Source organism: Shinella sp. HY16 (assembly GCF_028534175.1).
GTDB lineage: Bacteria > Pseudomonadota > Alphaproteobacteria > Rhizobiales > Rhizobiaceae > Shinella.
In genome coordinates this window covers 665046-688188 of record NZ_JAHYXL010000001.1, presented here as the reverse complement: position 1 = coordinate 688188, position 23143 = coordinate 665046, and the positions used below count along the sequence as shown (strand labels likewise).

Sequence of the window (23143 nt, the reverse complement as noted above, 5' to 3'; positions counted from 1 at the left end):
GTTTTGCCGTGTCCTATCAGGTCAGGCGTCCGGGGTTAAGAGGAATTCGTGCCGTCGATGACAAATCGCTTCATGGGGATCGCGCTCGAGGAAGCCCGGGCAGCCGGCGCGCGCGGTGAAGTGCCTGTCGGGGCGGTGCTGGTCATGGACGGCACGGTCATTGCCAGCGCCGGCAACCGCACCCGGGCGGAGAATGACGTGACCGCGCATGCCGAGGTCGCCGTCATCCGCGAGGCCGCCGGAAAACTCGGGCAGGAACGCCTCACCGGCGCCGATCTCTACGTGACGCTGGAGCCCTGCACGCTCTGCGCCGCCGCCATCTCGTTTGCCCGCATCCGCCGTCTCTACTACGGCGCGGAGGACCCGAAGGGCGGCGCGGTGGACAACGGCGTGCGTTTCTTCGCCCAGCCGACCTGCCACCACGCGCCGGATGTCTATTCCGGCATCGGCGGTGTGGAAGCGGCGGAGATCCTCAAGGAGTTTTTTGCCGAGCGGCGCTGATCAGCCCGCGGCGAACGTCTTCAGCTTGTCGCCGTCGAGGCGATAGCGGATCCATTCCGTTTGCGGCTCGGCGCCGAGCGCATCATAGACGTGGATGGCCGGCGTATTCCAGTCGAGCACGCTCCATTCGAAGCGCCCGCAGCCCTCTTCCACCGCGATGCGTGCGAGATGACGCAGCAGCATCTTGCCGACGCCCGTGCCGCGATGGGCGGGCGTGACATAGAGATCCTCGAGATAGAGGCCGTTCTTCGCCTGCCAGGTGGAATAGGTCTTGAAGAAGATGGCGGAACCGGCGGGCTCGCCCGCTGCCGTCTCGCAGATCACTGCGCGCGTGACGGACCCTTCGCCGAACAGCGATGACCTGATGGTCTCTTCCGTCGCCTCGACAGCGTCGAGGGCCTTTTCGTAATCGGCGAGTTCGCGGATGAACCGCAGGATGGTCGCGGCGTCGCTGGCCGACGCCGGACGAATGCCATAGCCCGTCATGGCTTAGAACGGCCACCAGGAAGAACCGCTCTGCTTGGCGGCCTTGGCTTCCTTCTTGCGGCGACGCTCCTTCGTCTTCTCCGGCTCGCCGAGATCGGCCTGAGCCTCTTCGGGAAGGCGGCGATAATCCAGCGGCGGATCGCTCAGGTAACGGCGCTTGTCGCCATAGGCGCCCATCTGCAGGCGACGCGCGTCGCGATAGGCCGCCGTCTGTTCCGATGCGGACAGCTTGCGGTTCGTCGCGTTCTGTCCGGCAAGCGGCGAGCGGAAGGTCGTGCTGTTGCTGTTTTCATCCGCCTCGGCGCGCAGGCGCGCGCGCATATCCTCAGGGCTTTCCAGCCACTCGGGATTGTCCTTGCTGGCAACGGACTGCTGCGGCGTCGTCAGCGCGACCTCATCCTTCGGCACGACGAGGCCACCACGCGGCTGGTAGCGGATTTTTTTCGCTTCCTCGTTGTTGGGACGAATCATGATGGCGTTGCCCACGTCGTCCACCAACTGCTCACCGGCAGTCTTGCCGGTGCCGTAGGTCGGTCCCATGCAGCCGGTCAGAACGAAGCTTGCGCCCAAGAGACCGATCAGGCCGGTACGCACCCGAATATTTCGCGTCATTCCCATGAATACCCTTCCAGCAGGGCCGGCGCCCCAAGGCCCGGGCACGGCCGCCGTCCCATGGCGGAAAAATCCGGCCAATTTCAGGCAGCTTTACCGGATGAAAACCGTAAGTGCAATTCATCCGGGGATATCGACGGCCGGAAAGCGCCGGCCGTCAACAGAGCTTCATTCTTTACGCAGCGCGGCGAAAGCCGATTTCACGCAGCGCGGCCGCATCGCGGGCCGAGACGTCCGGGTACTCGCCATCGGACCCGACATCCGTCGTGATGCGCCAGGAGCGGGCGCATTTCTGACCATCCGCGAGCTTCGGCTCGACCGCGACCTTGGCGACATCCGCCAGGCGGAACGCGTCGGCCGGGCCCTCGCCGGCAACCACGGTGATCGCCGAGGTGATGCAGATCTCCGCGAAATCCTGGCCTTCCAGCGCGGCAAGCAGCTCCGGATCGGCGATGGAGACGACCGGGGCGGCCTCCAGCGAGGCGCCGATGCGCTTTTCGCGACGTTCGATTTCCAGCGCGCCGGTGACGACCGAACGCACGGCGCGGATCTTCTCCCACTTGGCTTCGAGCGCGTCGTCGCGCCATTCGGCCGGAACGACCGGGAACTGTTCGAGATGCACCGAGACGGCATCGGGCTTGCGCGACAGCCAGGCCTCTTCCATCGTGAAGGGCAGCATGGGGGCGAGCCAGGTGACGAGGCATTCGAACAGCTTGCGGATGACGCAGAGGCTGGCCCGACGCTTCAGCGAGGACGGCGCGTCGCAGTAGAGCGCGTCCTTGCGCACGTCGAAGTAGAAGGCCGAGAGCTCGACATTCGAGAAATCGATGAGCGCGCGGGCGATCTTCTTGAAGTCGAAGGCATCGTAGCCTTCGCGCACCAGCGCATCGAGTTCCGACAGCCGGTGCAACATCAGCTTTTCCAGCTCCGGCATATCGGCATAGGCGATCTCCTCGCCCGTATCGTGCGCCAGCGTGCCGAGCATCCAGCGCACCGTGTTGCGCAGCTTGCGGTAGGCGTCGATGTTGGTCTGGATGATCGTCTTGCCGAGGCGCTGGTCTTCCCAATAGTCCGTCGTCATGACCCAGAGGCGCAGGATGTCGGCGCCCGATTCCTTCATCACGTCCTGCGGCGAGACGACGTTGCCCTTCGACTTCGACATCTTCTCGCCCTTCTCGTCCATGGTGAAGCCATGGGTGACGACGGCGTTGTAGGGCGCGCGGCCGCGCGTCGCGCAGCTTTCGAGCAGCGAGGAATGGAACCAGCCGCGATGCTGGTCGGAGCCTTCCAGATAGACGTCGGCCGGCCATTTCAGGTCCGGGCGGTCTTCAAGCGTGAAGGTATGCGTCGAGCCCGAGTCGAACCAGACATCAAGGATGTCCATGACCTGCGTCCACTTGGCCGGGTCGTGGTCGTTGCCGAGGAACCGCTCCTTGGCGCCTTCGGCAAACCAGGCGTCGGCGCCCTCCCCTTCGAAGGCGTCGAGGATGCGGGCATTGACGGCGTCATCGACCAGCACCTCGCCGTTCTCGTCGGCGAAGATGGCGATCGGCACGCCCCAGGCACGCTGGCGCGACAGAACCCAGTCCGGGCGGCCCTCGATCATGGCGCGCAGGCGGTTCTGGCCGCTGGCGGGCACGAAGCGGGTGTCGTCGATCGCCGAAAGCGAGCGCGAGCGCAGCGTGGTGCCGTCGCCGAGCTCCTTGTCCATGTAGACGAACCACTGCGGCGTGTTGCGGAAGATGACCGGCTTCTTGGAGCGCCAGGAATGCGGATAGGAGTGCTTGATACGGCCGCGGGCGAACAGGCAGTTCGCGGCGATCAGCGCCTTGATGACGCGCTCGTTGGCATCGCCCTTCTTGCCGTTGTCGTCCATGACGCGCGCGCCGTCGAAACCGGGAGCGTCGGCGGTGTAGAAGCCGGCGTCGTCGACCGGGAACGGGATTTTGGACGAGATACCGCGCGCTTCCAGCTGGCGGGCATTGGCCGTCCAGGCGTCAAAGTCCTCGCGGCCGTGGCTCGGCGCGGTGTGCACGAAGCCGGTGCCGGCGTCGTCGGTGACGTGGTCACCGTCGAGCAGCGGGACTTTGAAGTCGTAGCCGAGAGCAGCCAGCGGATGGGCGCAGACGACCGCCGCCAGTTCTTCCGGCGCGATATCGCGGAGGAACCTGAAGGTGAGCTTTGCCTTGGCGGCCGATTCATCGGCAAGACGGGTGGCGAAAACCAGCTTCTCGCCGGGCTGCGGGCCGAAATCGTTCTGCGCGCTCTCGACCTCGTAGAGGCCATAGGGATAGCGCGACGAGAAGGCGATGCCGCGGTTGCCGGGGATCGTCCAAGGCGTGGTCGTCCAGATGACGATGGAATTGCCAAGCAGATCGGCCGGACCTTCGGTCACCGGGAACTTCACCCAGATCGCATCGCTCTCGACATCGGCATATTCGACTTCGGCCTCGGCCAGCGCGGTGCGCTCGACCACCGACCACATGACGGGCTTTGAGCCGCGGTAGAGCTGGCCGGACTTGGCGATCTTCAGGAGTTCGCCAGCGATGCGCGATTCCGCGTGGAAGGCCATCGTCGTATAGGGATTGTCGAAGTCGCCCTCGATGCCGAGGCGCTTGAACTCGTCGGCCTGGATCTTGATCCAGCCGCTGGCGAAGTCGCGGCATTCGCGGCGGAATTCGTTGACCGGAACCTCGTCCTTGTTCTTGCCCTTCTCGCGGTACTTCTCCTCGATCTTCCACTCGATCGGAAGGCCGTGGCAGTCCCAGCCGGGCACGTAGTTGGCATCGTAGCCGCGCATCTGGAACGAGCGGTTGATGACGTCCTTGAGGATCTTGTTCAGCGCGTGGCCGATGTGGATGTTGCCGTTGGCATAGGGCGGGCCGTCGTGCAGCACGAATTTTTCGCGGCCGGCGGCCGAAGCGCGCAGCTTCTTGTAGAGGCCCATCGTCTGCCAGCGGGCCACCGTTTCCGGCTCCTTCTGCGGCAGGCCGGCGCGCATCGGAAAGTCCGTCTGCGGCAGGTAGAGGGTGGACGAATAATCGACTTTTTCGGGCGTATCGGTCATGGATATGGCTATCGTCTTTTTTCGCGCGCGTTTGCGCATGCGGGGATATTGTCAGGGTCTGACGGCGGGGGCGTTCAGGAAACGCCCGAAATCCCGGACCTTCCGGCCTCGCTCAGAGCGCGCGGAAGGCCGGGCCACTAATTCGCAGATCGATGGTCAGCCGGTTGAGCATCATGCGCGCGGTCTTACGGCGTTTTCGGTCGTTTGAAAAGACGGGGGGCTTATATTTGGGTCCCCCGCCGCCCCGCCGGAGGAACGCCCCCTCATCCGGCCTGCCGGCCACCTTCTCCCCGCAAGCGGGGCGAAGGAGATATGCCGTACCGTTTTCCCCAACCAATACCAGTTCGTTGGGCAAGTCCCCTCTCCCCGCTTGCGGGGAGAGGGTTAGGGTGAGGGGCAATGTTTGTGCTCAGAAACAGAGCCGCTGGTCGACGACCCCGAGCGGCGTGACGCCTGACAGCAGCGCCCGCGCCTCCTCCTCGTCGCGCTTCATCTGCACGACCAGCGCATCGAGGCCATCGAACTTCAGTTCGTCGCGCAGATGACCGAAAAAGGAGACGCCAGAGACTTCGCCGTATAGATCGCCGGAGAAATCGAAGAGGAAGGTTTCGAGCAGCGGAACGCCGTTCGAGGTGACCGTCGGGCGGCGACCGTAGCTGGCGACGCCGTCGTGGAGGCTGCCGTCGGGGCGGCGGAAGCGCACGGCGTAGATGCCGTTGCGCAGCTCCACTTCCGGCGGAAGCTGCATGTTGGCGGTCGGATAGCCGAGCGTGCGGCCGAGCTTCTTGCCGTCGATGACCTCGGCCTCCACCGTATAGCGATAGCCGAGCTGGCCGGCGGCCTCGGTGACGGCGCCTTCGCCAAGCAGGGCGCGGATGAAACTGGAGGAGATGACCGAGGCGTTTTCGTCGCGAAAAGCATCGACCAGTGTGACGCCGAACCCGTTGCCCTCGCCGGCGGTCATCAGGAAGGCCGGACCACCCTCCCTGCCCTTGCCGAAGTGGAAGTCGAAGCCGGTGACGACTTCGGAGGCGTGCAGCCAGTCCAGCAGCACGGCGTTGATGAAGTCGTTCGCCGACATTTCGGAGAAGCTGCGATCGAACGGATATTCGATGACGGCGGAAAAGCCCATGCCTTCAAGGATGCGGGCCTTCAACGGCGCCGGCGTCAGCCGGAAGACCGGGCGCTCCGGGCGGAAGACCGTGCGCGGATGCGGCTCGAAGGTCAGCACCAGCGCGGGGATGCCGCGGTCTTTCGCAATGTCGAGCGCGCGTTGCAGCACGGCCTGGTGGCCGCGGTGCACGCCGTCGAAATTGCCGATGGCGATGACGCCGCCGCGCAGGTGCTCCGGCAGCGGCTCCTTCGTCTCGTTCCTGTGAAAAACCGTCATGACGACCGTCTCCGTCACTGCAGCCGGGGCATCCACCATTTCGGGTGAGTGCCCTCCTCCTTCAGGAAGGCCGAAAGCTTCGCCTCGTCGGTGCGGCCGGCCTCGACATAATGCTGCGCGTGGATGCCGCCCGAAATATAGAGCACATCGAGCCCGAAGGCTTCCGCGCCGCGCACGTCCGTCGGCATGCCGTCGCCGATGGCGATCACCCGTGAGAGATCGAAATCGCCATGCACGTCGCGCGCCTCGGCAATCGATTTCTCGTAGATCGGCCGATGCGGCTTGCCGGCGATCTGGCTCGTGCCGCCCAGCTCCTCGAAGAGCTTGGCGATCGCACCGGCGCAGGGGATGAGCCGGTGGCCGCGCTCGACGACGAGATCGGGATTGGCGCAGATGAAGGGCAGCTTCCGCGCCGCAAGCGCCGTCAGCTCGGCGCGGTAATCCTCGACAGTTTCCGTCTCGTCGCTGCGCAAGCCTGCGCAAACCACGATGCCCGCTTCGTCCAGCCCGACCGGTTCGACATCGAGGCCGTCGAGCAGAGGCAGGTCCTTTTCGGCACCGATGAAATAGATCTTCTTCGGCCCTTCCGCGATCAGCGCACGGGTGACGTCGCCCGAGGTGACGATGCGGTCATAGGCGTCGTCGGTGACGCCGAGGCCGCGGATTTGCACCTTTACACCGGGATGCGGGCGCGGCGAATTGGTGATCAGCACGACGGCAAGGCCAGCGGCGCGGGCCGCAGCAAGGGCTTCCGATGCATAGGAAAAGGCTTCGACGCCATTGTGCAGGACACCCCAGACGTCGCAGAGGGCCACGTCGTAATGCTGCGTGATGTCGCTGAAGGATTGGATGCGTTGAGCCATCAGGGGATTCCCGTATCAAGGTCGAGCCCGGCTGACATCGCAAAGCGGGGGCAAGAAAACAAGCCTCTCCACACAATTTTGCCCCATCCACCGGCAAACTGCCGAAAATTCATCGCGGCGTCTTGATGGCGTGCGATGGCGCTCCCATCTGGCGGCTGCGTAACCATTCCGGGCGAAATATTTTGGAGGCGCCGTTCTTGACTCCAACCGCCCCGCCGCCTATCTCGGCATCGCTAGCACTCATGAAAGACGAGTGCTAACATCAATCCACCGGATCCATCTCGCGATCCGCAATGTCATTTGATCGAGGGATAAGACAATGGCAAGCACCACCTTCCGCCCGCTTCACGACCGCGTCGTCGTTCGTCGCGTCGAATCCGAAGCCAAGACCAAGGGCGGCATCATCATTCCGGACACCGCCAAGGAAAAGCCGCAGGAAGGCGAAGTCGTCGCCGTCGGCTCCGGCGCCCGTGATGACTCCGGCAAGGTCGTCGCACTCGACGTCAAGGCTGGCGACCGCGTTCTGTTCGGCAAGTGGTCGGGCACCGAAGTCAAGCTCGACGGCGAAGACCTTCTGATCATGAAGGAAGCCGACATCATGGGCATCATCGGCTGATCTGCCGGTAATCCCTTTCCAATTCAGCTGACACCTCTTCAGGAGTTCTCACAATGGCAGCCAAAGAAGTCAAATTCGGCCGCACCGCGCGCGAAAAGATGCTGCGTGGCGTCGACGTCCTCGCAGACGCAGTGAAGGTAACGCTCGGCCCGAAGGGTCGCAACGTCGTTATCGACAAGTCCTTCGGCGCACCGCGCATCACCAAGGACGGCGTTTCCGTCGCCAAGGAAATCGAACTGGAAGACAAGTTCGAGAACATGGGCGCCCAGCTCGTCCGTGAAGTTGCTTCCAAGACCAACGACATCGCCGGCGACGGCACGACGACGGCAACCGTTCTTGCCCAGGCTATCGTTCGCGAAGGCCACAAGGCCGTTGCCGCCGGCATGAACCCGATGGACCTGAAGCGCGGCATCGATCTCGCCGTCGCCGAAGTCGTCAAGGATCTCCAGGCCAAGGCCAAGAAGATCAACACCTCGGAAGAAGTCGCCCAGGTCGGCACGATCTCCGCAAACGGCGACAAGCAGGTCGGTCTCGACATTGCCGAAGCCATGCAGAAGGTCGGCAACGAAGGCGTCATCACGGTTGAAGAAGCCAAGACCGCCGAAACCGAACTCGAAGTCGTCGAAGGCATGCAGTTCGACCGCGGCTACCTGTCGCCCTACTTCGTGACCAACCCGGAAAAGATGGTCGCCGACCTCGAAGACGCTTTCATTCTCCTGCACGAGAAGAAGCTCTCGAACCTCCAGGCGATGCTCCCGGTTCTCGAAGCCGTCGTCCAGACCGGCAAGCCGCTGGTTATCATCGCTGAAGACGTCGAAGGCGAAGCCCTTGCTACGCTCGTCGTCAACAAGCTGCGTGGCGGCCTCAAGATCGCTGCCGTCAAGGCTCCGGGCTTCGGCGACCGCCGCAAGGCCATGCTGGAAGACATCGCCATCCTGACGGGCGGCACGGTCATCTCCGAAGACCTCGGCATCAAGCTCGAAAACGTAACGCTCGACATGCTCGGCCGTTCGAAGAAGGTTTCGATCTCCAAGGAAAACACGACGATCGTCGACGGTGCCGGCCAGAAGGCTGAAATCGAAGGCCGCGTCGCGCAGATCAAGGCCCAGATCGAAGAAACCACCTCCGACTACGACCGCGAGAAGCTGCAGGAACGTCTTGCCAAGCTCGCTGGCGGCGTTGCCGTCATCCGCGTCGGCGGCTCGACGGAAGTCGAAGTGAAGGAAAAGAAGGACCGCATCGACGACGCCCTCAACGCGACGCGCGCTGCCGTTCAGGAAGGCATCGTACCGGGCGGCGGCGTTGCCCTGCTCCGTTCTTCCACGAAGATCTCCGCCAAGGGCGAAAACGATGACCAGGAAGCTGGCATCAACATCGTTCGCAAGGCGCTCCAGGCCCTGGTTCGCCAGATCGCCGAGAACGCTGGTGACGAAGCTTCGATCGTCGTCGGCAAGATCCTCGACAAGAACGAAGACAACTACGGCTACAACGCCCAGACCGGCGAATACGGCGACCTGATCTCGCTCGGCATCGTCGATCCGGTCAAGGTTGTCCGCACGGCTCTGCAGAACGCCGCTTCGGTTGCCTCGCTGCTGATCACGACGGAAGCCATGATCGCCGAACTGCCGAAGAAGGATGCACCGGGCGGCATGCCTGGCGGCATGGGCGGCATGGGCGGTATGGACATGATGTGATAGGCGAAAGCCTATTGCAGCGTGACCATCAAGCTTCGCCCATGCATTAAAGTTGGTTCAGCGCGTCAAGCGCGCTGAACTGGCGGCATGGACATGATGTAAGACCTTCGGGTCCTGCATCTGAGCCATCAGGTTCAGTTCGGAAAGGGCGGTCTTCGGGCCGCCCTTTTTGCTTTTGGGGTGGCAGAGGACCTGCATCGTTACCGTGAAAAGAATTTTTCCATTTGTACAATAATTATCAAAAAGTCGTTGATGGTATCAAAAAACCAACTATAAAGACGCACCAAGTGAACTTTAAAGATTCACCGGGGTTCAGGCGCTGAAAATCGACGGTATTGCAGTCGATTTGTCGTGCAGCCGGATGTCCCCAAGCATTGGAAAGAAACCGCCGGGGGACCTGCATGAAGGTCAGCGGCGGTCTTCACGCGTACGTCCGATCCGATAGCAAAGACGGAGCCGGGCGCAGTTCTGTACATGAGAAAGTGGTTCGGCGGGCTTCGATGGTTGTCAGCCGGCACTGCTTTTTAGCGTGTTTTGCGCCATCAAGGGCGAGACATGTCGGCCAAATTCGAGCAACTGCCTGAGGTCGTAGGTGTTCAAAATAATCAAGACTGATCTCTCGTCGCCCTTTCTGCCGGGCTCGATGGAGTTCGACGAGACGGACAATGAACTGCTCACGCAATATTGCGTGACGGAGCGCTGGACCGGTGATCTTTCCAACGGCCTCTTCACGCTGGGTGACAAGGCGGCGATGGCGCATGGCCTGCCGCAGCGCGCCTGCGGCCTTCTGAACCTCATCCGCTGCTACGAGCCGCTGGATCGCACGCGCGTGCTGGAGCTCTTCGAGCAGGCAGCGGCGTCCTCCTCGTCCTTCTGCTTCTCCACGACCATTCATCTCGACGGCGCGCCGCGCCAGCCGGTGTTCTGCGTCGGGGAATCGACAGGCCTCGAGGAAAAGTACGCCGGCTCCATCATCGGCGTCTTCATCTTCCCCCGCTTCCAGATCGACCTCGCCGGCCGCCGCTTCAAGCGACAGTAAGGCGGCTCAGGCCGCCTCGCTCGCGTCGAGATCCGGGCGGATGCGCTCCACCGGAACCGGCCGGCCGAGGAAGTAGCCCTGCGCCTCGTCGCAGCCCTCGTCGAGCAGGATGTCGAGCTGGCTGCGCGTTTCCACGCCTTCCGCCAGAACCGGCACGCGCAGCGTCTGGCCGAGCGCCAGGATGGCGCGGATGATGGCCTTCGCTTCGGGGCTCGCCTCCACCTCGCTCATGAAGCTGCGGTCGAGCTTGATCTTGTCGAAGGGGAAGGCGCGCAGGGTTTCCAGCGAGGAATAGCCCGTGCCAAAATCGTCGATGGCGATGGTGACGCCGAAGGCCTTGATGCGGCGGAGGGTCTGGAGGGCGCGCTCCTTGTCGCCGATAATGGTCGATTCCGTGATTTCCAGCTCCAGCCGGTGCGGGCTGAGGCCGGTGTCCAGCAGCACCCGGTGCACGAGGTCGGCGACGTCGGCATTGCCGAGCTGTACCGGCGACAGGTTGACGGCGATCTTGTGCCCGTTGTTCCAGGTCGCCGCCTCGCGGCAGGCTTCGCGCAGCACCCATTCGCCGATCGGCAGGATGGCCCCGCATTCTTCCGCGATCGGGATGAAGTCGCTCGGCGGTATGGTGCCGCGCACGGGATGGTGCCAGCGCAGCAGCACCTCGTAGCCGATCGTATCGCCGGAATTGACCGCCTTCTGCACCTGGTAGTGCAGTTGCAGCTCATTGCGCTCGACCGCCTGCCAGAGATCGTTGGCGATGAGGCGACGGCTGCGGGCGGCCTCGTCCATCGAGACCTCGTAGAAGCAGACTCGTTCGGTCAGCGCGTCCTTGGCACGGTACATGGCAAGGTCGGCATTGTTGAGGAGAGCTTCGAGATTGTCGGCATCCTGCGGATAGATCGCGACGCCGAGGCTCGCACCCGGCTTGATGTCGTAGCCGTCGATGCGGATTTCCTCATGCAGGCAGGCTTCCAGCCGCTGGATGAAGTCGTGGAGTTCGGCGATATCCTCGAAACGCTTGGCGGCGGCAAATTCGTCGCCGCCGAAACGGGCGACGGTTTCATCTGCCTCGAGGCAGGCCTGCATGCGCTTCGACAGCGTCATCAGCACCTCGTCGCCGGCCGCATGGCCACGCGTGTCGTTGATTTCCTTGAACTTGTCGAGGTCGATACCGATCACCGCCACCTTGCTGCCGGACCGGCGCGCCGAATCCAGATCGGCCTCGAGGCGGTTGTTGAAGTTCGCGCGGTTCGGCAGGCCCGTAAGGCTGTCGTGGCGGGCGAGGAAGGAGATCTGCTCCTCCGAGCGCAGCCGTTCGGAAATGTCCTCATAGGTGGCTACCCAGGCTCCATCCGGCAGCGTGCGGTAGCGCAGCTGCACGGAAACGCCATTCGACAGCTTCTCGACGAGAACGCCGCCATCATTGGCCAGAATGGCCGCCCGGCGTCGGGCGTACATGTCGCGCGCCCGCGGCTTCCAGATTGCCGGATCGACGAAGACGTCGGCGACGCCCTGGTCGACGATCTCGCGCAGCGTCATGCCGGGGCGGATACGGCCTTCCGGGAAGCCGAAGAGTTCGCTGTAGCGCTTGTTGGCAAGCAGCAGGCGCTCGTCCTTGTCGAACAGGCAAAGGCCCTGCGACATGTTCTCCAGTGCGAGGTCAAGGTTCTTCGTCACCTCGGCGAGACGGTCGGCATCGGCCTTTTCCTTCGTCACGTCCTTGGTGATCTTGGCATAGCCGACGAGTGCGCCGCCCGTGTCGTAGATCGCGTCCAGCACCACATTTGCCCAGAAGCGCGAGCCGTCCTTGCGATAGCGCCAACCTTCGCTCTCGTACTTGCCCTCTTCCCGTGCGGTGGTCAAAGCCCGCTCCGGCACACCGGCCGCGCGGTCTTCCTCGCCGTAGAAGCGGGAGAAATGCTGGCCGACGACCTCATGCGCCTTGTAGCCCTTGTTGCGCTCCGCCCCCTCGTTCCAGTTGGCGACGCGGCCTTCCGGGTCGAGCATGTAGATGGCGTAGTCCTTGACGCCCTGCACGAGCATCGCGAACTGGCGCGTGCTCTCGTTGGCGGCAAGCTCGGCCTGCCGGGCGAAAACGGCGGCCGTCAGGCCGGTGAAGAGCAACGACAGGGCCACGGCGGCGATCAGCGGCACCATCAGGCTGGTCGACAGCATCGTGTCGTCGGGCGCCGGCATCAGGCCGGGCTCGATGGTCACGGCCGCCATGGCGGTGAAATGCAGCGAAACGACGCCGAGGGCCATCAGCACGGTGGCAAGCGCGCGGTCGCGCAAGCGCGCCTGCGGGCGCATGCAGAAGACAAGTGCAAGCGCGCCGAAGAGACCCGCACATATGATGGACGCCACGACATAGGCCGTATCCCAATGAATGGTCCCCGGCACCTCCATTGCAGCCATGCCGATATAGTGCATGGAGGTGATGCCTGCACCGAGCACGAGCCCACCGGCGACAGCCGCGACCGTACCGGCAAAGTAGGCGGCGACGGCAAGGCCGATCGTCGTGACGACGATCGCGATAGCCAGCGAAGCCATCGTGAGCTCCATATCGAAGCCCATGAGCACGCCGGGATCATAAGCCAGCATCGCGATGAAATGGGTCGCCCAGATGCCGAAGCCGCTTGACGCACCGGCAACGCCCAGCCACAGGGTACGCGCGGTCCCCTTGGCCACCCCCGCCCTTTGCATCAGCGTCACGGCAACATAGCAGGACAGGAAGCAGATCAGAGCAGCGAGCAGGACAAGTCTCAAGTCGTGCTCGACGGTAATGCAGGTCAAGATGCGGAGCATAAAGGTCACCGAGGGGAGGCAAGATCGCTCCAATCAGCCGGACAACCCTAAAAAATCAATGAATTGTGGGAGCCGGGCAAAATCCGGCCTCCCTTACGTTAGTTCATACTTAATAAAAATCAAACCGGCACAACTGTTCCAACAGGGAACAAACATTTCGCTCAACCTGCGCGTACACCGGCCTTCAGAGCGTCAGGGCCTTGAGATCCGTCGCGGGATCCTCCAGGACTGCACGCTCGGGCGTGCGCTCCATCTCGATCAGCTTCTTGCCGACCACATAGGCCTTGGCATCGTTGACCGCATCGACGGCGATCAACCTGCCTGCACGGAAGTACCAGACGGAGACGCTGCCCTCGCGCGCACCAGGGCGCACAAAGGTGTCGTCGAACCCCATGCAGAAGCCGGCGATCTGCAGCTTGACGTCATACTGGTCGGACCAGAACCACGGTTTCGGCTCGTAAGGCGCCTCGCCACCGGCAATGACCGCGGCAGCGGCCTCGGCCTGGTCAACCGCGTTCTGCACGGATTCGAGCCGAACCCGGCTGCCCTTGAAGGGCAGCACCGCGCAGTCGCCCATGGCGAAGATCGCCGGATCCGAGGTGCGGGCCTGGGCATCGACGACGATGCCGTTCGCGACCTCCAGCCCGGCATCGCGCGCCAGCTGGTCATTCGCGGCAACGCCGATGCCGGCGATCACCACGTCGACGGGCAGGACGAAGCCATCGGAAAGCTCCGCACCGGTGACCCGGCCGTTTTCGCCGAGCAGCCGGACGAGGCCGGTCTTTTCCCGCACATCGACGCCGCGCGCCGTATGGATCGCCTTGAGGATCGTGGCGGTTGCCGGCGAGGCGACACGGGCGAGGATGCGGTCGGCCATCTCGATGACGGTGACGTGCAGCCCCCTGCCCCGTGCGACCGCCGCCGCTTCAAGGCCGATATAGCCGCCGCCGACGACGAGCGCCCGGCGACCCTCCTGCATTTCGAGGCCGAGGCGGTCGGCATCACGGTAGTCGCGCACGGTGAAGACGCCGTCGAGGTCGCCGCCGATCTCGGCCGGCAGGCGGCGCGGCGTCGCGCCGGTGGCGAGCGCCAGCACGCCGTAGTGCAGCGTCGAGCCGTCGCTGAGCGTCACCGTCTTTGCGGCGCGGTCGATGGCGGTGATTTCGGTCGAAAGGCGGATCTCGACATTGTTGTCCGGGTACCAGCTCTCCGGCCGGAACATCAGCCGGCCGAGGTCCGCCTCGCCGAGCAGGTATTTCTTGGAGAGCGGCGGGCGCTGATAGGGATGGCTCGCCTCGGCGGCGATGATGGTGATCGGCCGCTCGTCCTTCAGCGCACGCAGTTTGGCAACCAGGGCAAAGGCGGCCTGACCGCCACCCGCAACAACCAGTCTTCCCGTCACGATGTCTTCCGTCCCGTTTTCATTCTGTTTTTGCCTCCGGCAGAGGTAGCCCGGCGCGGCGGATGGCGTCAACGCACCGCCGCGCCGCCCGATTTTTCGTTTGCGTCAGGCTTTTGCCGGAATCTCCAGGCCCTTGATGGCCGCCGGGCGGGCCAGGCAGCGCTCCAGCCAGGCCATCACGGCCGGGAAGCCTGCATAGTCCAGCGCCGCGCGACCGCCATAGAAGACATCAGCGCCGCGGATCCACGGGAAGGTCGTGATGTCGGCGATGGTGTATTCGTCGCCCATGATCCACTGGCGATCCTTCAGGCGGTCTTCGAGGATAGAAAGCAGGCGCTTGGCTTCGTCGCGGTAACGCTCGGCAGGATAAGAATTGTTGGCCACCTTGTCGGCGGCGAACTTGTAGAAATGACCGAACTGGCCGAACATCGGCCCGACGCCACTCATCTGGAACATGACCCAGGCAAGCGTCTCGTAGCGTCCGGCGGCATCGGCCGGAATGAGCTTGCCGGTCTTCTCGGCGAGGTAGACGAGGATCGCGCCCGATTCGAAGAGGCCGATCGGCTTGCCGTCCGGGCCGTTCGGATCGATGATCGCGGGGATGCGGCCGTTCGGGTTCAGCGAGATGAAGTCCGCCGACTTGACGCCCTCCGGCCCGAACTCGATGCGGTGCGCCTCATAGGGCAGACCAAGCTCCTCCAGCGCGATCGATACCTTCACGCCGTTCGGCGTCGGCAGGGAATAGAGCTGGATGATGTCGGGGTTCTTTGCGGGCCACGTCTTGGTGATGGGGAAGGACGACAGGTCTGCCATGGAGGACTCCTTGCGATGGGACCTCATAGATAGGACAGATCGCCGAACGATGTCAGGGTGGTGCGGGAATTTTCCGGTCGAGGAAAGAGGGCCAGCAGCAGCCGGCCGCCTCTCGCCGCATGCCGAGCCTTCAGAGTGCGCCGCGCACCCGCGTGATGATTTCGGCGATCACCGCATCGCCCTCGTGCTCTGCCTTGCGGGCGCGCACGAGGCAGGCTTCCGACTTGAGGATCACGCCGTCGGAGAGGATCTTCAGATGGTTGGCCGTCAGCGTCGAGCCGGTCGAGGTGATATCGACGATGATATCGGCCGAGCCCGAGGCCGGCGCCCCCTCTGTCGCTCCCAGGCTCTCGACGATGCGGTAGAGCTGGATGCCGTGATTGCCGGAAAAGAACTGCTGCGTGAGGCGCCAGTATTTCGTTGCGATGGTGAGACGCCGGCCATGGCGGGCGCGAAAATCCTGCGCGACGTCGCCGAGATCGGCCATCGTATCGACGTCGAGCCAGATTTCCGGCACGGCGACGACGACATCCGCATGGCCGAAGCCGAGGCGGGCGCAGAATTCGACGCGGGCATCCGCCTCCGCCAGCCCCTCGCGCACCAGATCCTCACCGGTCACGCCGAAATCGACGGTGCCGTTGGCGATCTCGCGGGAGATTTCGGAGGCCGAGAGAAAGGCAATCTCGATATCGTCGCGTCCCTCGATGCGGCCGCGATAGGAGCGGTCGTTGCCGACGGCGACAACGGAGAAACCGGCGCGCGCGAGCACGGCGGAGCTGTCTTCCTTCATGCGTCCCTTGGAGGGAAGGCCGATGGTAATGGTCATGCGGCAGCCCCCTTCACGCCCGCGATACGGTCGAGCCAGAGCGAGAAGCCGACGGCCGGAATGCGCTCCTTCGCCCCGAGCAGGGTCAGCAGCCGATCGAAGCGACCGCCGCCGGCAAGCACCAGGGCTTCTCCGGCCGGCGCGATCTCGAAGACGAGACCGGTATAATAGTCGAGCGGGCGGCCGAAGGCGGCGCGATAGGTGATCGTCGCGGGATCGACACCGGTGGCGCGGAGCGCCGCGACGCGGCTTTCGAACGGCTCGAGCGCCGCGCCGAGCGAAAGGCCGGCCTTTTCCGCGAAGGCGGCGAGTGCGCCCGGGGCCTCGGAAAGGTTCAGTTCCAGCGCCAGGAACTCCTTGAGAAGCGCCAGCGTGCGGGCGTCGAGCCGTGTGTTGGCCAGTTCCATCTTCTCACGCAGGCGCCGGGCGATATCGGCGGGGCTGCGGCTGGCATTGGTGGAATAGCCGGTCGCCTCCATCGTCGCGTCGATATGGGCGATCAACGTCGCCTCGTCGTCGAGCTTGCCGAGAATGGCGAGGCGGTCGACCTCCGGGCCGAAGACGCCGTCGCGTGCCGGATTGGAAAGGTCGGCCATCAACCGCTGCAGCTGTGCCTGGTTGCCAAAGGCATGAACGAGCCGCTTCTGCCACCCGCCCGGCAGGCCGCAGGCCGCCACGACAGCCTCGAAGACCGCCTGGTCGCCGAGCACCACGGAGAATGCAACGCCCGGCAGGCGGTTCATGAGAACGGCCAGGGCGTCATGCACCGCGCGCGCATCGGCCTTCGCGACGTCAGGCTCGCCGAGATCCTCGATGCCGGCCTGGTAGAACTCGTTCGAGCCCTCGCGGCGCTGGCGGAACACCTCGCCGAGATAGGCATAGCGCTTGGGCGTGCCGGTCGCCGTCTCGATATGGCGAAGGCAGACCGGGATGGTGAATTCGGGCCGGAGGCACAGACTCCTGCCGGTCTCGCTCTCCGTCAGGAAGATGCGCCGCCTGAGGTCCTCGCCCGCCATGTCGAGAAAGGGCTCCGCCGGCTGGATGACCGGCGTGTCCACACGCTCCGTGCCAAGCCCTTCGAGATCGGCGATGAGATCGGGCGCGAAAGCAGGGAGGTTGACGAGGGGCATATCAGCCGACCCGCGCCCGGTCTTCGGCCTGTGCATCGAGGATTTCACGAACCCTGGCGACGAGCTCGGCCTCCGGGACGGAGACCTGCGCCACGCGGGCCTCGCGCCAGGCGATGTTGTCCTCGATCTCGCCGGAAAGGCGCTTGCCCTCGATCAGGTCCTTGATCTGCACGAGGCCTTCGGCGCGTTCGTCGCCGCCCTGGATAATCGCAACGGGGGCGCCGCGGCGGTCGGCATATTTCAGCTGGTTGCCGAACTTCTTCCAGTTGCCCTGGTACATTTCGGCGCGGATGCCGGCAGCGCGCAGTTCCTGTGTGAAGCGCTGGTAGCGGCCCATGCTCTCGATGTCGCCGTCCATGACCGTGACGAGCACGGGGGCGACGACCTCGTCCTGGCCGAGCTTGCCGAGGTTCTTCAAGGCCGTCATCAGGCGGGAAACGCCGATGGAGAAGCCGGTGGCCGGCACCGGCTGCCCCATGAAGCGCGACACGAGGCCGTCATACCGGCCACCGCCGCCGACGGAGCCGAAGACGACCTTCTCGCCCTTCTCGTTGGTGACAGCGAACTGCAGCTCGGCCTCGAAGACGGGACCGGTGTAATATTCGAGGCCGCGCACGCAGGAGGGATCGACCTTGATGCGGCCGGCATCGTAGCCGGCGCTCGCGACGAGCTTTGCGATCTGCTCGAGTTCCTCCACGCCCTCGCGGGCGCGCTCGTTCTGCCCGAAACGGCTATCGAGCGAGGCGACGGTCTCGAGGTTGTCGCCGAAGGACGCGGTGTCGAGCACGCCGACCAGCAGCTCGATCCCGGCAGGGTCGAGGCCGACGCCCTTGGTGAAGTCTCCGCTTTCGTCCTTGCGCCCCGCGCCGAGAAGCTCGCGGACGCCGGGAATGCCGAACTTGTCGAACTTGTCGAGCGCGCGCAGGGCGTTGAGACGGCGCGCCGTATTTTCCTCGCCGCCAAGGCCCACGACCTCCAGCATGCCGTCGAGAACCTTGCGGTTGTTCACGCGGATGACGTAGTCGCCGCGGGCGATGCCGAGGGCTTCCATCGTGTCGGCGAACATCATGCACATTTCGGCATCCGCCTGCACGCCGGCAGCGCCGACCGTATCGGCATCGAACTGCATGAACTGGCGGAAGCGGCCCGGGCCCGGCTTCTCGTTGCGGAAGACGTAGCCGGCGCGATAGGTGCGGTAGGGCAGCTGGATCTCGTTGAAGTTCTCCGCGACATGGCGGGCGAGCGGCGCCGTCAGGTCGTAGCGCAAGCTCATCCACTGGTCGTCGTCGTCCTGCAGCGAGAAGACGCCCTCGTTCGGGCGGTCGCTGTCCGGAAGGAACTTGCCGAGCGCGTCGGTATATTCGAAAAGCGGGGTTTCGACCGGATCGAAGCCGTAGTGCTCGTAGACCGCGCGGATCTTCGCGGTCATTTCGGTGAGGGCGCGGATGTCCGCGGCGTCACGGTCGACGAAGCCGCGCGGCAAGCGGGCTTTCAGCTTCTGCGGTTTTTTCTGCTTTTCGCTCATCGGGATACCCGAAATTCCTGTATTTCCGTTGCGGTTTCCCTAGCGGATTGGGCGGGCAGCGGCAAGGGCGGAAGCGCCTCGGGGCGTCACGGTCGGCGCGACAGCGCGTCCCAACTGTGCACGATGACGGCAGAAGCCGTCGGCGCTTCGGCGGCGGGGATGAGGATGGAATGGGTGTCGCCGCGAATGATGCCGCGCATTTCCGACTGAAAGGAAAGCCGCTTCATCTGCACATGGCCCTCCGGGATGGAGGTGACGGACAGTGCCGTGCCGCCGTAGATCTCGATGCTGGCGATCTCGCGGGCGTAAAGGCCCGCCACCAATGCCCGGTCCTCCAGACAGTCGCGGTAGGAGCCGGTGATGTAGCGGCGGATGCTGGTTCCGACGACGGCACGCATCTCCGGGCTTTCGCGATACTCCTGCTGCGAGCCGCCGAGATAACGGATGTCGCGGCCCTCCCAGAGATTGCGGCTGTCGTGCGCGTTGAGGATCGCCTTCAGCAGGCGACGCTCGGTCTGCGCGTCGGCACGGCGCAGGAAATCGACGATGGCGCCGGTGGCGCGCAGATCCGGCACCGCGACGCCGCGCTCCCAGCGCGAGACGGTCGTCGGCGAGAAGCCGAGCTTCCAGGCAATGTCGTCCTGCGTCAACGCAACCTTGAGGCGATAGGCGCGCAGCTGGTCGATAAGGTCATGGCCCGTGGAGAGGACGAAATCGGACATACTCAACCCATGGAAGCAAGCATAGATTTCCGCATCCCTCAGTCGAGCAAACGACCAGCGAGCCTGCTTTCTGATGAGCCCGATGTCGATTACCCTTGAGCCTAGGTAAACGATCATCACGACCGTTTGGCAAGCGGCCAGCGGCGATCGCTTGAATGTTTTCCAACCGGCAACGACCGAGCCGCACCGGTGCCTTCCCGTCGGCACCTGGTGCCCGCCGGCGGCAACACCCTCTCGGACCGGACCGCATGAGCTTGAAATCGCCTCTGACCGCCTCTCGCCTCGCCCAGGTGGCGGAGCTTGCCGGCATGGACTGCCGGGAGATCGAAACCGCCTTCGTCTGCGAGGAGTGGAGCGCGGAATTGTCGACCGGCCTGCTCCGTCTCGGGACCGAGACGGCGCTCCTGCACGGCATAGCCGGCCCGCCCTGCGGCGTCATGGATCTCATCCGCCTCTATGATCCCGCCGACTGGGCGAAGGTGCTGCAGGCGCTGGAGGACGCGGCGACGCCACCGGTCACGTTCAGCTTCGCCACGACGATCCGCCCCGGTCCCGGCCTCTACCGGCCCGTTTTCTGCTTCGGCCAGTCGGAAGAAGCGGGCGGCACGATCAACGGCACGTTCGCGGTGGCGCGGCTGTGCGTCGAGATGAACGCGGAGCGCCCGAACCTGCTGAACTGATCCTGGTTTCGGCGTCCGTCTCAACGCCGCGCGTCTGACGAGGCGGGTTCTCGCACCAACGGCCGGCCGGCGACAAGCCCCCGGCAAGCACGTCGAAAAACGGCAGAGGCCCGCCGATTTCCTGGCGGGCCTCTCTACGGTTCCATGGATTGATGCGTCACTCGGCCGCCGGATTGCGATGCGCCGCCGAGGCCTCGACCAGCGAGGCAGCGATGGCCCGGGCCATCAGCAGCGTTGTTTCGCGAATTTCGGTGTTGGTGCCGCTTCTTGCCGACCGGATCAGGCGAAAGCCCTCCCGGAGCATGATCTCCTGCGCCTTGTCACAGGCCCAGCCCTCGAGTCGAGAATCGTCCATTACGGGTGTGCTCGCCGCCATTTGTCCCCTCATGCCAAATCATTCAGCACAAAGCGGCACGTCGCTACTACGCACGCGTACGCCGACCCCAGAACTTGCGATGTATGATTTTGCCGCTCAACCTCAAGCTACATGATTCGCTGTAGAATCAAAGAGGTATTTGTGGCGGCAAGTCCTGAATTATGGCCGTTGCAGCTGATTTCTCTTCTCTTCGACTTCCGCGCGGCAAAAACAACCTTCCACGTGATCGTTGACGAGGCCCATGGCCTGCATGAAGGCATAGACGGTGGTGGGGCCGACGAAGGTCCAGCCGCGCTTCTTCAGGTCCTTTGAAAGCCGGACGGAGGTGGGTGTCGTCGGATTGGCGACGATCGTCTCCCAGTCTACCCGTGCCGGCCGTTCGCCCGGGCCCGGCTCGAAGCTCCAGAAATAGCGGGCGAGCGTGCCGAACTCATCGCGCAGCGCCTGCGCCCGGCGGGCATTGTTGATCGTCGAGACGATCTTGCCGCGGTGGCGCACGATGCCGGCATCGGCAAGGCAGCGGGCGATGTCGTCATCGCCGAAATTGGCAACCTTGTCGAAATCGAAGCCGGCAAAGGCGGCGCGGAACCCCTCGCGCTTGCGCAGGATGGTGAGCCAGGAGAGGCCCGACTGGAAGCCTTCGAGGCAGATCTTCTCGAAGAGACGCTGGTCGCTGACGACGGGATAGCCCCACTCCGTATCATGGTAACGGCGGTAGTCATCCAGATTGCCGGGCCATGCGCACCGCACCCGCCCGTCATCGCCGTCCAGAAGTCCCTTTGTCATACGCGCTCTCCGTTGCCTTTTTGTTCCGCTTTACCACTCATCAACCACATTTGGAAAGCGGGTAATAACCCTACTCAAAGCTTTATCGCCGACGTCGATATCGAATGAACGCCCGTTTACCATTCCCTTCATCGCAGGGTGCAAGCATCCCCGTCGAACCGGCGCTGCATTCCAGTTCCCGCGGCGCATCCCGGCACGATCAGTAGCGAGTACGTCCGATGTTGATACGAATCCTCCTTGCAACGACCCTTCTGTGCACGACCACGGTGGCCCAGGCGAACGAGCGCTACATGAGCCAGCCGCCGATCATCGTCAGCCCCGACCTCACCGCACCCTGGCTGATGCAGCTTACCGGCGGGGGCGTGCAGCCCGCCGTCAACACGCGCCGCATCATCCAGCGCCAGAAGGTGCAGCAGCGCCGCGTCCTGCGCCGCGAAGGGGCGGCCCGTGTCCAGCAGGTCTCGGCGACCGGCACGGCGCGCAATCCGATCAAGTCGAAATTCGACCCGACATATCTGCCGCAGCTCGTCGACTATGGCAGCGAGCACAAGCCGGGCACCATCGTCATCGATACCAACAACCGATTCCTCTACCTCGTCCTCGACGGCGGCAAGGCGCGGCGCTACGGCGTCGGCGTCGGCAAGCCGGGCTTCGAATGGGCCGGCGCCCACAAGATCACCCGCAAGGCCGAGTGGCCGAGCTGGACGCCGCCGAAGGAAATGGTCGCCCGCGAAGCCGCCAAGGGCCACTACCTGCCGGCCTTCATGGAAGGCGGACCGGAAAACCCGCTCGGCTCGCGTGCCATGTATCTCGGCTCGACGCTCTACCGCATCCATGGCACCAACGCGCCCTGGACGATCGGCTATGCCGTTTCCTCGGGCTGCATCCGCATGCGCAACGAAGATGTCGTCGATCTCTACGAGCGCGTGAAGGTGGGCACCAAGGTCATCGTGATCTGATTCTGTGGTATCGGGGCCACAAGGCCCCGAAGAAATCCGCCCTCACAAGCGTCTTACTGCCCGGGAGCCGGCTTGAAATCAGTCGAGAGTCGGTTAGCCTCGCAGAATTGAGGATTGAGAGGGACTATACCATGCGGAAATACGCATCGATCTTGCTGGCCGCGACCGTCGCGGCCACGGCGATCATGCCGGTCTCGTCGGCGAATGCCTTCCCCGCGGCCCGCACGGGCGACCGGGTCGAGACGGCCTCCGATGTAACGCTCGTCGCCCAGCCAAGCAAGAAGCAGGTCGCGTCGAAGTACAAGCGCACCAAGGTGCGCTTCGTCACCGACCAGGCACCGGGCACCGTCATCGTCGATACCAACAACAAGTATCTCTACTATGTCGAGGGCAACAACAAGGCGACGCGCTACGGCATCGGCGTCGGCCGCGACGGCTTCGGCTGGTCGGGCGTGGTGAAGGTCGGCCGCAAGGCCGAATGGCCCAGCTGGACGCCGCCGGCCGAAATGCGCCGCCGCGAGGCCAAGAAGGGTCGCATCCTGCCCGTCACCCAGGCCGGCGGCGAGGACAACCCGCTCGGCGCGCGTGCGCTCTACCTCTTCAAGGGCGGCCGCGACACGATCTTCCGCATTCACGGCACGAACCAGCCCTGGACGATCGGCCAGAACATGTCGTCGGGCTGCATCCGCATGATGAACAAGGATGTGGAGCATCTCTACGCCCGCGCCGATATCGGCACCAAGGTCATCGTCGTCGGCCCCGGCAACCGTCAAGGCAGCGTGAGCTACAACGACAAGGGCGTCGATTTCTTCGGCAACCTCTTCGGTTTCGGCGGCTGATCCGCCGCTTGC

Annotated in this window: 22 protein-coding genes; 7 read left to right on the top strand and 15 right to left on the bottom strand. The window is 64.2% G+C overall.

Going from position 1 to position 23143, the window contains the following annotated elements; translation table 11 throughout:
• The first annotated feature begins 57 nt into the window (after positions 1-57).
• Complete coding sequence (locus K0P03_RS03360) at positions 58-501, top strand: nucleoside deaminase (protein ID WP_156032061.1); 444 nt, start codon at positions 58-60, stop codon at positions 499-501.
• Here the strand turns inward: K0P03_RS03360 and K0P03_RS03355 are convergent, their stop codons facing one another.
• The 6 genes from K0P03_RS03355 to K0P03_RS03330 form a co-directional block, all read right to left on the bottom strand.
• Positions 502-987 carry a GNAT family N-acetyltransferase gene (locus K0P03_RS03355; RefSeq protein WP_272788890.1) on the bottom strand — a complete coding sequence of 162 codons (486 nt, stop codon included), beginning with the start codon at positions 985-987 and terminating at the stop codon, positions 502-504.
• 3 nt (positions 988-990) lie between these two features.
• Positions 991-1605, bottom strand: a complete 615-nt coding sequence (locus K0P03_RS03350; protein ID WP_023513631.1) for a hypothetical protein — start codon at positions 1603-1605, stop codon at positions 991-993.
• 169 nt (positions 1606-1774) lie between these two features.
• The gene (ileS, locus tag K0P03_RS03345; RefSeq protein WP_272788889.1) at positions 1775-4666 is read right to left on the bottom strand and encodes an isoleucine--tRNA ligase; all 2892 of its coding nucleotides are present in this window, start codon (positions 4664-4666) and stop codon (positions 1775-1777) included.
• A gap of 112 nt (positions 4667-4778) precedes the next feature.
• Complete coding sequence (locus K0P03_RS03340) at positions 4779-5021, bottom strand: hypothetical protein (RefSeq protein WP_272788888.1); 243 nt, start codon at positions 5019-5021, stop codon at positions 4779-4781.
• Positions 5022-5075: 54 nt separating this feature from the next.
• Complete coding sequence (locus tag K0P03_RS03335; RefSeq protein WP_272788887.1) at positions 5076-6056, bottom strand: bifunctional riboflavin kinase/FAD synthetase; 981 nt, start codon at positions 6054-6056, stop codon at positions 5076-5078.
• A 14-nt stretch (positions 6057-6070) separates the two neighbouring features.
• Complete coding sequence (locus K0P03_RS03330) at positions 6071-6919, bottom strand: TIGR01459 family HAD-type hydrolase (protein ID WP_023517185.1); 849 nt, start codon at positions 6917-6919, stop codon at positions 6071-6073.
• 319 nt (positions 6920-7238) lie between these two features.
• On the opposite strand from K0P03_RS03330, the gene groES reads away from it, so the two are divergent.
• The 3 genes from groES (at position 7239) to K0P03_RS03315 (ending at position 10268) form a co-directional block, all read left to right on the top strand.
• Entirely contained in the window at positions 7239-7535 is a 297-nt protein-coding gene (groES, locus tag K0P03_RS03325; RefSeq protein WP_024271046.1) for a co-chaperone GroES, read from the top strand.
• Between the two features lie 53 nt (positions 7536-7588).
• On the top strand, positions 7589-9229 hold the full coding sequence (gene groL / locus K0P03_RS03320; RefSeq protein WP_023517468.1) for a chaperonin GroEL: 1641 nt from the start codon (positions 7589-7591) through the stop codon (positions 9227-9229).
• A gap of 592 nt (positions 9230-9821) precedes the next feature.
• Positions 9822-10268, top strand: a complete 447-nt coding sequence (locus K0P03_RS03315; protein WP_050743398.1) for a hypothetical protein — start codon at positions 9822-9824, stop codon at positions 10266-10268.
• A gap of 6 nt (positions 10269-10274) precedes the next feature.
• On the opposite strand, the gene K0P03_RS03310 is transcribed toward K0P03_RS03315, so the two are convergent.
• From K0P03_RS03310 to K0P03_RS03280, 7 genes are all read right to left on the bottom strand, one after another.
• The gene (locus tag K0P03_RS03310) at positions 10275-13073 is read right to left on the bottom strand and encodes a bifunctional diguanylate cyclase/phosphodiesterase (RefSeq protein ID WP_272788886.1); all 2799 of its coding nucleotides are present in this window, start codon (positions 13071-13073) and stop codon (positions 10275-10277) included.
• A 184-nt stretch (positions 13074-13257) separates the two neighbouring features.
• Positions 13258-14475, bottom strand: coding sequence for an NAD(P)/FAD-dependent oxidoreductase (locus K0P03_RS03305; protein WP_272788885.1), 1218 nt, complete (start codon positions 14473-14475; stop codon positions 13258-13260).
• Positions 14476-14580: 105 nt separating this feature from the next.
• Positions 14581-15288 carry a glutathione S-transferase C-terminal domain-containing protein gene (locus K0P03_RS03300; protein ID WP_023516045.1) on the bottom strand — a complete coding sequence of 236 codons (708 nt, stop codon included), beginning with the start codon at positions 15286-15288 and terminating at the stop codon, positions 14581-14583.
• Positions 15289-15418: 130 nt separating this feature from the next.
• Positions 15419-16114 (bottom strand): ATP phosphoribosyltransferase, encoded by a 696-nt coding sequence (gene hisG, locus K0P03_RS03295; protein WP_023516046.1) that lies wholly within the window; start codon positions 16112-16114, stop codon positions 15419-15421.
• Complete coding sequence (locus tag K0P03_RS03290; protein ID WP_023516047.1) at positions 16111-17244, bottom strand: ATP phosphoribosyltransferase regulatory subunit; 1134 nt, start codon at positions 17242-17244, stop codon at positions 16111-16113. The genes hisG and K0P03_RS03290 overlap by 4 nt, the downstream gene beginning before the upstream one ends.
• Position 17245: 1 nt before the next feature.
• Entirely contained in the window at positions 17246-18769 is a 1524-nt protein-coding gene (gene hisS, locus K0P03_RS03285; RefSeq protein ID WP_050743397.1) for a histidine--tRNA ligase, read from the bottom strand.
• A gap of 86 nt (positions 18770-18855) precedes the next feature.
• Positions 18856-19491: a helix-turn-helix domain-containing protein gene (locus K0P03_RS03280; RefSeq protein WP_037408328.1), complete on the bottom strand. Its 636-nt coding sequence runs from the start codon at positions 19489-19491 to the stop codon at positions 18856-18858.
• A 248-nt stretch (positions 19492-19739) separates the two neighbouring features.
• On the opposite strand from K0P03_RS03280, the gene K0P03_RS03275 reads away from it, so the two are divergent.
• Positions 19740-20171 (top strand): hypothetical protein, encoded by a 432-nt coding sequence (locus K0P03_RS03275; protein WP_023517095.1) that lies wholly within the window; start codon positions 19740-19742, stop codon positions 20169-20171.
• A 157-nt stretch (positions 20172-20328) separates the two neighbouring features.
• Here the strand turns inward: K0P03_RS03275 and K0P03_RS03270 are convergent, their stop codons facing one another.
• Both K0P03_RS03270 and K0P03_RS03265 read right to left on the bottom strand, forming a co-directional pair.
• Positions 20329-20547 carry a hypothetical protein gene (locus K0P03_RS03270; protein WP_023517094.1) on the bottom strand — a complete coding sequence of 73 codons (219 nt, stop codon included), beginning with the start codon at positions 20545-20547 and terminating at the stop codon, positions 20329-20331.
• A 159-nt stretch (positions 20548-20706) separates the two neighbouring features.
• Entirely contained in the window at positions 20707-21333 is a 627-nt protein-coding gene (locus K0P03_RS03265) for a DNA-3-methyladenine glycosylase I (RefSeq protein WP_024271043.1), read from the bottom strand.
• 218 nt (positions 21334-21551) lie between these two features.
• Here K0P03_RS03265 and K0P03_RS03260 point away from each other — a divergent pair, with 218 nt between their 5' ends.
• Positions 21552-22292, top strand: coding sequence for a L,D-transpeptidase (locus tag K0P03_RS03260; RefSeq protein WP_023515777.1), 741 nt, complete (start codon positions 21552-21554; stop codon positions 22290-22292).
• 131 nt (positions 22293-22423) lie between these two features.
• On the top strand, positions 22424-23131 hold the full coding sequence (locus tag K0P03_RS03255; protein WP_023515776.1) for a L,D-transpeptidase: 708 nt from the start codon (positions 22424-22426) through the stop codon (positions 23129-23131).
• The last annotated feature ends 12 nt before the right edge of the window (positions 23132-23143 follow it).